This is a genomic window from Pseudomonas sp. FR229a (genome assembly GCF_030209115.1).
Classification (GTDB): domain Bacteria; phylum Pseudomonadota; class Gammaproteobacteria; order Pseudomonadales; family Pseudomonadaceae; genus Aquipseudomonas; species Aquipseudomonas moraviensis_A.
In genome coordinates this window covers 1-12,332 of the sequence record NZ_JARVSP010000017.1, presented here as the reverse complement: position 1 = coordinate 12,332, position 12,332 = coordinate 1, and the positions used below count along the sequence as shown (strand labels likewise).

The 12,332-nt window shown below is 60.3% G+C and carries 9 protein-coding genes; 8 read left to right on the top strand and 1 reads right to left on the bottom strand.

The window, feature by feature from the left end:
- Nucleotides 1-4 precede the first annotated feature (4 nt).
- The 6 genes from QRN33_RS13835 to QRN33_RS13810 all read left to right on the top strand — a co-directional run bounded on the left by QRN33_RS13835 (nucleotide 5) and on the right by QRN33_RS13810 (nucleotide 7,916).
- Entirely contained in the window at nucleotides 5-1,471 is a 1,467-nt protein-coding gene (locus QRN33_RS13835) for an alginate O-acetyltransferase (protein ID WP_042607700.1), read from the top strand.
- Nucleotides 1,472-1,479: 8 nt separating this feature from the next.
- Complete coding sequence (locus QRN33_RS13830; protein ID WP_123418168.1) at nucleotides 1,480-2,604, top strand: mannuronate-specific alginate lyase; 1,125 nt, start codon at nucleotides 1,480-1,482, stop codon at nucleotides 2,602-2,604.
- A gap of 285 nt (nucleotides 2,605-2,889) precedes the next feature.
- Nucleotides 2,890-4,455, top strand: a complete 1,566-nt coding sequence (locus QRN33_RS13825) for an MBOAT family O-acyltransferase (RefSeq protein WP_065615832.1) — start codon at nucleotides 2,890-2,892, stop codon at nucleotides 4,453-4,455.
- Between the two features lie 10 nt (nucleotides 4,456-4,465).
- On the top strand, nucleotides 4,466-5,638 hold the full coding sequence (locus tag QRN33_RS13820; RefSeq protein ID WP_064364420.1) for an alginate O-acetyltransferase: 1,173 nt from the start codon (nucleotides 4,466-4,468) through the stop codon (nucleotides 5,636-5,638).
- Between the two features lie 14 nt (nucleotides 5,639-5,652).
- Nucleotides 5,653-6,309 (top strand): alginate O-acetyltransferase AlgF, encoded by a 657-nt coding sequence (locus QRN33_RS13815; protein WP_042607696.1) that lies wholly within the window; start codon nucleotides 5,653-5,655, stop codon nucleotides 6,307-6,309.
- A 155-nt stretch (nucleotides 6,310-6,464) separates the two neighbouring features.
- A complete protein-coding gene (locus tag QRN33_RS13810; protein ID WP_042607695.1) occupies nucleotides 6,465-7,916 on the top strand; it encodes a mannose-1-phosphate guanylyltransferase/mannose-6-phosphate isomerase in 1,452 nt (483 codons plus the stop codon).
- Nucleotides 7,917-7,997: 81 nt separating this feature from the next.
- Here the strand turns inward: QRN33_RS13810 and QRN33_RS13805 are convergent, their stop codons facing one another.
- Entirely contained in the window at nucleotides 7,998-10,733 is a 2,736-nt protein-coding gene (locus QRN33_RS13805) for an RHS repeat domain-containing protein (protein WP_285409057.1), read from the bottom strand.
- A 170-nt stretch (nucleotides 10,734-10,903) separates the two neighbouring features.
- Here QRN33_RS13805 and QRN33_RS13800 point away from each other — a divergent pair, with 170 nt between their 5' ends.
- Both QRN33_RS13800 and QRN33_RS13795 read left to right on the top strand, forming a co-directional pair.
- A complete protein-coding gene (locus tag QRN33_RS13800; protein ID WP_285409056.1) occupies nucleotides 10,904-11,368 on the top strand; it encodes a multidrug transporter in 465 nt (154 codons plus the stop codon).
- A 36-nt stretch (nucleotides 11,369-11,404) separates the two neighbouring features.
- The gene (locus tag QRN33_RS13795; protein WP_285409055.1) at nucleotides 11,405-12,229 is read left to right on the top strand and encodes an SDR family oxidoreductase; all 825 of its coding nucleotides are present in this window, start codon (nucleotides 11,405-11,407) and stop codon (nucleotides 12,227-12,229) included.
- Nucleotides 12,230-12,332 lie beyond the last annotated feature (103 nt).

Sequence of the window (12,332 nt, the reverse complement as noted above, 5' to 3'; positions counted from 1 at the left end):
TTTTATGCACCCACACATGATCAAACTGCTCAGCCTCTCGGCCCTGACTCTCGGCATTCTTGCTGCCGGCAACGCACGCGCCGACGCTGAAGGCGCAAGCGTCACGCCACCGAAGTTCACCGCCGAGCCGTGCTGCAATCTGTGCCCGGCGGCCCATGACGCAAAAAACTACACCACGCGTTATCAGCAGAACTTCACCACCCTGGTACAGGCGCAGGGCGACTGGCTGTTCCGTACCCAGGAAGATTTGCGCACCGAGTTCAACACCACGCCGGCCGGCTACAAGCGCCTGCAACAGTTGCACGATGCGTTCAAGAGCAAAGGCGTCGAGCTGGTGATCGTTTACCAGCCGACCCGAGGCCTGGTGAACCGCAACAAGCTCAACCCGCAGGAAAAAGCCGCGTTCGACTACGAGAAAGCCTTGGGCAACTACAAGACCATGCTCGGCCGTTTCGCCAAGATGGGTTACGTGGTGCCGGACCTGTCGCCACTGACCAACGAATCGTTGCCGGACACCCTGCCCGCCCACGATTTCTACTTCCGTGGCGACCAGCACTGGACGCCATACGGCGCTCAGCGCACGGCAAAAATCGTGGCGGAAAAGGTCAAGCAGATCCCGGCTTTCGCCGACATTCCCAAGCGTGAATTCGAGACCAAGAAGTCCGGGCGCATGGGCAAGACCGGCACCCTGCACAACATGGCCGGGCAACTGTGTGGCACCAGCTACGCGATCCAGTACATGGACCAGTTCACCACCGAGCCGAAAGGCGAGGCAGGCGACGGCGATCTGTTCGGCGATTCCGGCAATCCGCAGATCACTCTGGTCGGTACGTCGCACAGCGGCAAGAACTACAACTTCGCCGGTTTCCTTGAAGAAGCCATCGGCGCCGACATTCTCAACGTGGCCTTCCCCGGCGGCGGTCTGGAAGGTTCGATGTTGCAGTACCTGGGCAGCGAAGAATTCCAGAAGACCCCGCCGAAGATTCTCATCTGGGAATTCTCGCCGCTGTACCGCCTCGACCAGGAAACCATCTATCGCCAGATGATGGCGCTGCTCGACAACGGTTGCGAAGGCAAAGACGCACAGATGTCCGCCAGCACCACGCTGAAACCGGGCAGCAAGCAAGAACTGCTGGTCAACAGCAAGAACCTGAACCTGCAAAACGCAAGTCATCAGGTCGACATCCGCTTCGCCGACACCTCGGTGAAAACCCTGCAAGCCACCCTCTGGTACATGAACGGTCGCCACGAGGACATCAAGATCGAGAAACCGGAAACCTCCGACACCGACGGTCGTTTCGCCTTTGAGCTGCGCACGGACGAAGACTGGGCCTCGCAAAACCTGCTGGCGGTCGAAGTCCAGGGTCCTGAAGCCGGACCTGGCGCCGCGCCACAAAAAGTCGAAGCGAAAATCTGCAAACGCAACGTATTCCCGGGCGCTGGTCAACAGACCGCGCAGCTCGGGCAATGAGGTCTGCTATGCGAAATCCGAAACTGAAAAATCTGTTGGCACCGACGCTCCTGAGCCTGGCGATGTTCGCCGGGGCGACCCAGGCCGCTGCGCCATTGCGTCCACCGCAGGGCTACTTCGCCCCGGTGGATAAATTCAAGACCGGCGACAACAGCGATGGCTGCGATGCCATGCCGGCGCCGTACACCGGACCGCTGCAATTTCGCAGCAAATACGAAGGTTCGGACAAGGCCCGCGCAACGCTGAACGTGCAGTCGGAAAAAGCCTTTCGCGACACCACCAAAGACATCACCACGCTGGAGCGCGGCACCGCCAAACGCGTCATGCAGTTCATGCGCGACGGTCGCCCGGAGCAGCTCGAATGCACGCTCAACTGGCTGACCGCGTGGGCCAAGGCCGATGCGTTGATGTCGAAAGACTTCAACCACACCGGCAAGTCGATGCGCAAATGGGCGCTGGGCAGCATGGCCTCGTCGTACATTCGCCTGAAGTTTTCCGACTCGCATCCGTTGGCCCAGCATCAGCAGGAAGCGCAGCTGATCGAAGCCTGGTTCAGCAAAATGGCCGATCAGGTGGTCAGCGACTGGGACAACCTGCCGTTGGAAAAAACCAACAACCACTCGTACTGGGCCGCCTGGTCGGTGATGGCCACCGCCGTCGCCACCAACCGCCGCGACCTGTTTGATTGGGCGGTGAAGGAATACAAGGTCGGCGTCAATCAAGTCGACGCCGACGGCTTCCTGCCCAACGAACTCAAGCGCCAGCAACGCGCCCTCGCCTATCACAACTACGCCCTGCCGCCGCTGGCGATGATCGCCAGTTTCGCTCAGGTCAACGGTGTCGATCTGCGTCAGGAAAACAACGGCGCACTGAAGCGTCTCGGTGATCGTGTGCTGGCCGGTGTGAAGGACCCTGATGAGTTCGAAGAAAAGAACGGCAAAAAGCAGGACATGACCGACCTGAAAGAGGACATGAAATTCGCCTGGCTCGAACCGTTCTGCACCCTCTACACCTGTGCGCCGGATGTGATCGAGAAGAAACGCGACATGCAACCGTTCAAGACCTTCCGCCTTGGCGGCGACCTGACCAAGGTCTACGACCCGTCCCATGAAAAGGGCAACAAGGGTTCTTGAAAGGCGAAGAGCAAAAGCCCCTCACCCTAACCCTCTCCCGGAGGGAGAGGGAACTTGACGAGGTGCTTTTGAGAAATCCGCCGACCTGAAATACCGAGTCGATCTCCATTTTTGAAAACCATGGAGATCAGGCTCCCTCTCCCTCCGGGAGAGGGCGGGGGGTGAGGGGCGCGGTTTGACGGCCAGCCCAGACCTCAAGCAAACACTGTGTCACCCCTCCACTACCACGGGGGGTTTGGGGGGGCTTTGGCCCTTGACTGTTGGTTCAAACATGGAGAGATCGGGATGGTATTTTCATCCAACGTGTTCCTGTTTCTGTTCTTGCCGATCTTTCTCGGCTTGTACTACTTGAGCGGGCAACGCTATCGCAACCTGCTGCTGCTGATCGCCAGCTATGTGTTCTACGCCTGGTGGCGGGTGGACTTCCTCGCGCTGTTCGCCGGCGTCACGCTGTGGAACTACTGGATCGGCCTTAAAGTCGGTGCCGCCGGCGTCAGGACCAAACCGGCGCAGCGCTGGCTGTTGCTCGGCGTGGCGGTGGACCTGTGCATCCTCGGCTACTTCAAGTACGCCAACTTCGGCGTCGACAGCATCAATGCGATCATGACCTCGTTCGGTCTCGAGCCGTTCATCCTCACCCACGTGCTGCTGCCGATCGGTATTTCGTTCTACATCTTCGAATCGATCAGCTACATCATCGACGTGTACCGTGGCGACACTCCGGCGACGCGCAACCTGATCGACTTCGCAGCGTTCGTGGCGATCTTCCCGCACCTGATTGCCGGCCCGGTTCTGCGTTTCCGCGACCTCGCCGATCAGTTCAACAACCGCACGCACACCCTCGACAAGTTCTCCGAGGGCTGCACGCGGTTCATGCAGGGTTTCATCAAGAAAGTCTTCATCGCCGATACCCTCGCCGTGGTCGCCGACCATTGCTTCGCCCTGCAGAACCCGACCACGGGCGACGCCTGGCTCGGTGCGCTGGCGTACACCGCGCAGCTGTATTTCGACTTCTCCGGCTACAGCGACATGGCCATCGGCCTGGGCTTGATGATGGGTTTCCGCTTCATGGAAAACTTCAAGCAGCCGTACATCAGCCAGTCGATCACCGAGTTCTGGCGCCGCTGGCACATCAGCCTGTCGACCTGGCTGCGTGACTATCTGTACATCACGCTCGGCGGTAACCGCAAAGGCACGCTGATGACCTATCGCAACCTGTTCCTGACCATGCTGCTCGGTGGTCTGTGGCACGGCGCGAACATCACTTACATCATCTGGGGCGCCTGGCACGGCATGTGGCTGGCGATCGAAAAAATGCTCGGCCTGAACACCTCGCCGCGCAGCCTCAACCCGATCCGCTGGGCACTGACCTTCCTGCTGGTGGTGATGGGCTGGGTGATCTTCCGTGCCGAGAACCTGCACGTTGCCGGACGCATGTACGGCGCGATGTTCAGCTTCGGTGACTGGTCGCTGTCGGAACTCAATCAGGCCAGCCTGACCGGCCTGCAAGTGGCAACCCTGGTGGTGGCTTACGTGACCCTGGCGTTCTTCGGCCTGCGTGATCTGTACACCAATCAGCCGCCAGCCAAGACCAAACCTGAAGTCAACGTCGAGGCCGATGGCCCTGCCACTGCGACCCCGGGAATGATCAAGGCAGCGCCTGGTGAAAATCCTGCGAGCATCCATGAACCTGGCTACACCGTCGGCGTCGAAGCCCAGGTGCAACCGGCCTACTGGACCGCGGACTGGTCGCGCTACGTGATGCGCGGGCTGATCCTGCTGCTGTTCATCGCCTCGATTCTCAAACTCTCGGCGCAAAGTTTCTCGCCGTTCCTTTACTTCCAGTTCTGAGGGATCTGACATGACCCGCTCATTACGCATCTTCTACATCGCCCTGTTCCTGGTGACGCTGTTGGTCCTGGGCCTGTGGTCGGTTCGCAGCTTCTTCGGCTTCAGCACCAACGCCGATGCGACGGTGCTCAACGGCCGCTGGACGAAGGCGGTGGAAACCCACTATGACGATGAATTCCCGATCAAGCGTCTGGGCACCAACCTCTGGGCCGCGCTGGATTTCAAACTGTTCAACGAAGGTCGTCCGGGCGTCGTGCTCGGCCGCGACCAGTGGTTGTACAGCGATGAGGAATTCAACCCGATCGTCAACGAAGAGCAGAACCTGCAAGGCAACTACGCGCTGGTCGAAGGCGTGCGCCAGACCCTGAAAGAGAAAGGCGTGAAACTGGTGATGGCGATCGTGCCGGCCAAGGTGCGTCTGTACCCGGAGCATCTGGGTGAAGTGAAGCCTGCGAGCATTCACCAGAACCTGTATCAGGATTTCCACGCCCGTGTCGCTGCCGACAAGATCCTCGCCCCTGACCTGCTCGGCCCGCTGCAACAGGCCAAGCAGAACGGTGAGCAAGTGTTCCTGCGCACCGACACCCACTGGACCCCGGAAGGCGCCGAAATCGCGGCCAACACGCTGGCCAGGACCATTGCCGAGAAATTCCCCCTGAGCGGCGAGCCACAGCGCTTCGTCACCACGCCAGCTGAGAAGGTCACGCACAAGGGCGATCTGCGTCTGTTCCTGCCGCTCGATCCGCTGTTCGAAAACATGATGCCGGCGCCTGAGCCTCTGCTCAAACGCAACACCGTGGCCGCCGAGCAACCTGCCGGTGACGACGCCCTGTTCGCCAACAGCGAAGTACCGGTGGCACTGATCGGCACCAGCTACAGCGCCAACCCCAACTGGAACTTCGTCGGTGCGCTCAAGCAAGCGCTGCACAGCGACGTCGTCAACTACGCCGAAGACGGCCACGGCCCGATTCTGCCAATGCTCAGCTACCTGAAAAGCGATGACTTCAAGAACAGCCCGCCACAAGTGCTGATCTGGGAGTTTCCTGAACGATATCTGCCTGTGAACAACGAAATCGGCGACGCCGACCCACAGTGGGTCGCAGAGCTCAAACAAGCCGGCGCCCGCCAACAAAACGTAGCCATCAACACTAAATCCGAGACGCCCGATCGGGCGCAAAACTGAAAGAGAGGTACACCATGACTTTCACTACTACTCCTCGTCGTCTCGCTAAAAGCTTCGCACTGGTTGCTGGCCTCAGCGTGCTTTCCGTCCCAGCCTTCGCCGGTGGCGATGCTGCACTGTACGGCCCGACCGCGCCGAAAGGCTCGACCTTCGTACGTGTCTACAACGCCAGCAACGCTGAAGTCAGCGCCACTGTCGGCAGCACCAGCCTGAGCGATATCGCGCCACTGGCCAGCAGCGACTTCAGCTTCATGCCGGGCGGCGACTACAGCGCCAAGATCGGCAGCCAGACCCTGCCGGTGAAACTCGCCGGTGACCACTACTACACCCTGGTCAACAACGCTTCCGGCGCGCCACAACTGATCGAAGAACCACCGTTCAAGAACAAGCAGAAATCCCTGGTGCGCGTGCAGAACCTCAGCGACAAGCCGCTGACCCTGAAGACCGCCGACGGCAAGACCGAAGTGGTGCCGAACGTCGCGGCCAAAGGCCGTGGCGAACGTGAAATCAACCCGGTGAAAGTCAGCCTGGCGCTGTACGAAGGCGACAAGAAAGTCGGCGACGTAAAACCGGTCGCGCTGGAGCGTGGTGAGGCAGCCGTGCTGTACGTCACCGGCAACGGCAGCAACCTGTCGCCAGTCTGGGTGAAACGCCCGGTGTCGACTCGCTAACCCTTTTCCCGAACTGACGCAGTAACCCTTGTAGGAGCGAGCCTGCTCGCGAATACGGTCTGACATGCAGCATCAATGTCGACTGAGCCAGCGCTTTCGCGAGCAGGCTCGCTCCCACAGGGCTCTAACCAAATTGATTTTATGGAGTAAAAACTATGATTCCGGTGATCTTGTCAGGTGGTAGCGGTTCGCGTCTGTGGCCTCTTTCGCGCAAGCAATTCCCCAAGCAATTCCTCGCCCTGACCGGCGAACACACCCTGTTCCAGCAAACCCTCGAGCGCCTGGTGTTCGAAGGCATGGACACGCCGATCGTGGTCTGCAACAAAGAGCACCGTTTCATCGTCAACGAGCAACTGGCCGCACGCAATCTGGAATGCCAGCGCATCCTGATGGAACCGTTCGGCCGCAACACTTCGCCGGCCGTGGCCCTGACCGCGATGATGCTGGTCAATGAAGGTCGCGACGAACTGATGCTGGTGCTGCCGGCCGACCACGTGCTGGAAGACCAGAAAGCCCTGCAACGCGCACTGGCCCTGGCCACCGTCGCGGCGGAAAACGGCGAAATGGTCCTGTTCGGCGTGCCGGCGACCAAACCGGAAACCGGCTACGGCTACATCAAGTCCACCGCTGATTCGCTGCTGCCCGAAGGCGTCAGCCGTGTCTCGCACTTCGTCGAAAAACCGGACGTGAAGCGCGCCACCGAGTACGTCGAATCCGGCGGTTACTACTGGAACAGCGGCATGTTCCTGTTCCGCGCCAGCCGCTTCCTCGAAGAACTGAAAAAGCACGATCCAGACATCTACGACACCTGCCTGCTGACCCTCGAGCGCAGCCAGCAGGACGCCGACAGCGTCACTTTCGATGAAGCCACCTTCGCTTGCTGCCCGGACAACTCCATCGACTACTCGGTGATGGAAAAGACCCAGCGCGCCTGCGTGGTGCCGCTGACTGCAGGCTGGAGTGATGTCGGTTGCTGGTCGTCGCTGTGGGAAGTCAATGAAAAAGACGCCAACGGCAACGTCAGCAAAGGCGACGTGGTGATTCAGGACAGCAAGAACTGCATGATCCACGGCAACGGCAAACTGGTTTCGGTAATCGGCCTGGAAAACATCGTCGTGGTCGAAACCAAGGACGCGATGATGATCGCCCACAAGGACAAGGTCCAGGGCGTCAAGCAGATGGTCAACACGCTCAACGAGCAGGGCCGCAGCGAAACCCAGAACCATTGCGAAGTGTATCGTCCGTGGGGCTCGTACGACTCGGTGGACATGGGCGGGCGTTTCCAGGTCAAGCACATCTCGGTCAAGCCGGGCGCGTGCCTGTCGCTGCAAATGCACCACCACCGCGCCGAACACTGGATCGTGGTCAGCGGCACCGCCGAAGTGACCTGCGACGAGAACGTGTTCCTGCTCACTGAAAACCAGTCGACCTACATCCCGATCGCCTCGGTGCACCGCCTGCGCAACCCGGGCAAGATCCCGCTGGAAATCATCGAAGTGCAATCGGGCAGCTACCTGGGCGAAGACGATATCGAGCGTTTCGAAGATATCTACGGCCGCTCCACCCCGGTCGAGCGCGGCGTCTCGGTGAAAACCATCGCGCAGTAATCGCTCGCTGAAACAAGAAGCCCTCGTCCAGCCCGTTGCGTCCCCTATCCGCAGCGGGCTGGGCGGGGGCTTTTTTTCCGTTTAGCCGAAGCCATAGTTTCGGCGAGGTCTGTTCATCCACTTGTCTTCGACGGTTGCGCCATCAACCGCATGAACACCCTCCAACGGCGCTGTAAAACCGGCAACCAGCAGTTGTTGCGCCCATGGGCTCGGTGTTTCACCGTGGTTTGCAAGCTGCGCTTGATGCCGTGCAGACGATGCTGGGTTCAACGACTGAAAGTCTACTGCGGGTGTATTCGAAGGTGACAACGGCGCATGGACGGGGGTGGTCAAAACTCTGTGTTGAATACGCGTTTGCGCCTCTGAAATATCCATCACCTTGCCTAGGGCAACACTCGCTGCTCCAACCAGCTGTACGGCAGGATTGGAGGCGTGCATCAATAATTTCCCACCGACCTTGAAGCCCGTGGCTACAGCTCCCCGTCTCGCAGCCAATACGTTGGGATCTTCGACGGGGCTGTTGAACGCGACAGACAAGGGGCCCATTACCCGACTGGTAGCCTCCTCTCCCACCACTCTGTTCATCGCTGATGAAACCAGCTCTCCGGAGTGATAAAGAACAGCACCGGAGGGCGACGCCGTGTTCGTCCGGGCAGCAGCGATAACGTGCGCCTGATGGGTGTTGAGCATGGAGTTGTCCCGGGCACCCAGCTCCGCCAGAACCAAGGGTATTTCACCGCGGTAGGCCTGGACGTCAGGGTTGGGATCATTCTCGAAGTAACGGCGCACGGGCTGCATGCCGGCGGCTTGCGTGGGATTGACCAGTTTTTTGTCGGCAAGATCGTGATACACCCGATCGCCAGCAGGCTTATCGGGCTTGCGCCCGTCGCTGTCCCTGTAAGTCATTGGGTTATTGCGTAGCGCGCGATAGCGATTATGGCCGTCGATCGCTCCGCCAGGATCGCTGTTCAGCCAGCGTTGCAGCCACGGCACGTAATAGCGAAACCCGTAATAGTAAAGTCCCGTGGCGTCACGTTCCTTTGCCGAATACCGCGCGGTCTTGTAGCTGACGTCGGGTTCTTCGGCCCACGCCGTTGCACCGAATGGATAAAAATGCTCCCGGCTGATCAGCTGCGCATCCGCGTCCAGCTCAAGACTGATTGAGCCCAGATGATCATTGAAACTGTATCGGTAGAGATAATTGACGCCGGTCGGCGATGGGCTCTGCCAATGCAGGACGCGTACGATATTGAGTCCGGTCCGCACGATGATCACCTGCAGGCTCTCACCGGTGCCGGTATCGGTGCGTAATTCCAGCGCTGGCAGATAACGCACCTGTGCAAGAAGACTGCGTGCAGAGGCCCGTGACGAACGCGTCTTGCATACCCGCTGACCGGCGCCGTCATAGAGATAGCTTTCACGATCATCGGCATCTGATCGGCGTGAGACGACCACGACCGAGTCCAGCTGGCAACGCAGATTCCACTGCAACCGGCGCCCCTGATCCAGCAACAACAAATTACCCCGCGAATCGAAAGTTGCAGCGATCTCTGCTTCAGAGGGCGGCTTACCGTCGTGCCACGGCAAACACCGATTGCTGTAGCGTGCGGCCTGCAGTTGATGACCTGGACTCCGTTGGCCGACGTGAGTCAGCTCGCGCAAATTGCCGCCGGCGTCGTAATGATAACGCTGGCTGTAGTTGGCGACAGCGGTCGGCCCGCCACCGGCAACGCCGGCCTCCCAGCCAGTGGCATGGGACAACTGATAGAGACTGTCATAGCGATAACGACTGACCGGCTCGATGCGCTGGTTGGCGAACCAGCGCACGGCCAATGCCTGGTCTTCGATACTCGTTACATTGCCCATCGGGTCGTAGGCGTAGATCAGATGCTGCAGCACGTTGCCCAGATTGTCCCGAGCATGGCGAGTAAGCAGGCGACCGTCTTCGGGACGGTAGCTCAGCGTAGTCAGCACGCCGTTGCCTGCCAGTTCATGAGTGACTTGTCCGTAAGCGTCGTAGCGAATATCACTGACGACCGAATGGTCCTGAGTCTGAAGTTTGAGCCGTATTTCAACTGCGCGTAGATGGCCGTGGAGAGTCAGTGCGAAGGCCTGCCGATTGCCACCGGCATCGAACTGCTCGAGCACAGGTCCCAGCGGGGCATAGCGCCATTGTGTGGTTGCCCCTTGGGGTTCGAGCAACTTCTGTCGATCGACGATAGCCTCTGGCCAATCCGCGGCAACCGGCTCAAGCGTGAAGTGACGGATGTTTTCACTGCACTGCCCGGTGATCGCAAACTGCGAGAACTGAACACTGCCACCGGGATCGTCATGACGAATCACTTGACCGAGCTGATTGCGCAGCGGATCGCCCGCGCCGGGGCGGCCATAGGCAAGACGCTCGGAACAACGGCGAGGTACGCCGGTGCCTTCCTCGAACACCGCGACAGGTCGCAACAAGTCATCGTATGCAATTTCGCGGCATGTGCCACGGCTGTCCCAGTTGCACAGCGTCTGGCCGGCCAAACCCGGCAACTGGACCTGGACTCCCGCATCGGTACTGTCCGAGCGCAGCGCGATATCGTTCAAGGCATGGGCAGTGGTGAGGCTGGCGGGCGCTTGTGGATCAATCGCCTGCAACGCCCACAATCGCGCATCCCATTGTTTGACTGCACGGCCGGCGTTGTCGCGCAACGTCCGCTCGATGCGGGGCTCGCTTGCCAGCGCCGCATCGGCGCGCCAGTAGTTGACGCTGAGGATGGCCAACCCGCGCGGATCGTTCACGGCAAGCGTTGGCGTATTGCTGTGGATGCCCATAGTGCGTCAACGTCCCAGTGTGCCCTTGGCTCATGAGAGCAAGCGCGGAACCGCATTCCTACTGTCAGAAATTACAGTCCCGACCAACGGTGCGATCAAACTCGTCCCGAATACCCATTGCGCCAAGCCTTCGGTAGGATGGGGCTCACTCACCCACGGAGCGCTCACGCATGTTCATCGGCATCCTGCTGGTCATCACCTGGTTGATCCTGCTGCTGCGCTATCCGGCCAAGGCCTTGCCGGTTTCGGTGGCGGCGGCGATTGGGCTGGGTTTTGTGGCCATGTGGGTGGTGTGGCTGGACAACCGCGAGATCAAGCAACTCGCGCGCCTGGAACTGCGCATCGCTTACGCTCCCGAACAATGCCCGGCCGACCGTCCGCTGCAATTGAAAATGAACAACGGCAACGACGTGCCGCTGACCGAACTGCGTTGGCGCATCGCTGCCTATGCGCCGGGCGATACGGTCAACCTGGCGGACAATCAATACACAGCCCCGCGTTATCGCGGCCCCGGCGAACTGCAGGCCGGCGCCGCGTGGGAAGACTGCTTGCCACTGCCGCCGCTGCGCCCCGGCTATCGCCCGCAAAGCCTGGAGTTTCGCGCCGAGCATTTGCAGGGCAGTTTCTCCGACTGATCTCCTCCACACCTTATTTTGCACAAGGAATGCGCCATGCCCGTTGCGTTGATTACCGGTTGTTCCAGCGGCATCGGCCGCGCCCTTGCCGATGCGTTCAAAGCCGCCGGCTACGAAGTCTGGGCCAGTGCGCGCAAGACGCAAGACGTCGCCGCGCTCAGCGCCGCCGGTTTCATCGCGATCCAGCTGGACGTCAACGATGGCGCCGCGCTGGAACTACTCGCCGAGCGACTCCACCAGCAACACGGCGGCCTCGATGTATTGATCAACAACGCCGGTTACGGCGCCATGGGGCCGTTGCTCGACGGCGGCGTAGCGGCCATGCAGCGCCAGTTCGAGACCAATGTCTTTTCGATTGTCGGTGTCACCCGCGCGCTGTTTGCGCTGCTGCGTCAGGCCAAAGGTCTGGTGGTGAATATCGGCAGCGTGTCCGGTGTGCTGGTCACGCCATTCGCCGGTGCCTACTGCGCGTCGAAAGCGGCGGTGCATGCGCTGAGCGATGCCCTGCGCATGGAGCTGGCGCCGTTCGGTATCCGCGTGATGGAAGTCCAGCCCGGCGCGATTCAATCGAGTTTTGCCAAAAACGCCGGGCACGAGGCCGAGCAGTTGATCAACGAGCAGTCGCCGTGGTTTCCGCTGCGTGAGGGCATTCGCGCGCGGGCCAAGGCGTCGCAGGACAAGCCGACACCGGCCAATGAGTTTGCCGCCGAGGTGCTCAAGGCTGTGCAGCAGAGCAAACCGCCACGCTTGATCCGCATCGGCAATGGCAGCCGCGCGTTGCCGTTGTTGGCGGCGTTGCTGCCCAAGGGTTTGCTGGAATCGACGTTGATGAAGCGGTTCGGCTTGCGCGCGAAACTCTAGACAGGGCGGCCCGCTCCCACAGGGATCTTCGGTGCGGCCTGGATTCAGTGTGGGAGATTCTATGGTTGTCCTCAAGCGATAACTGCCCCTTTTGGTTGATATT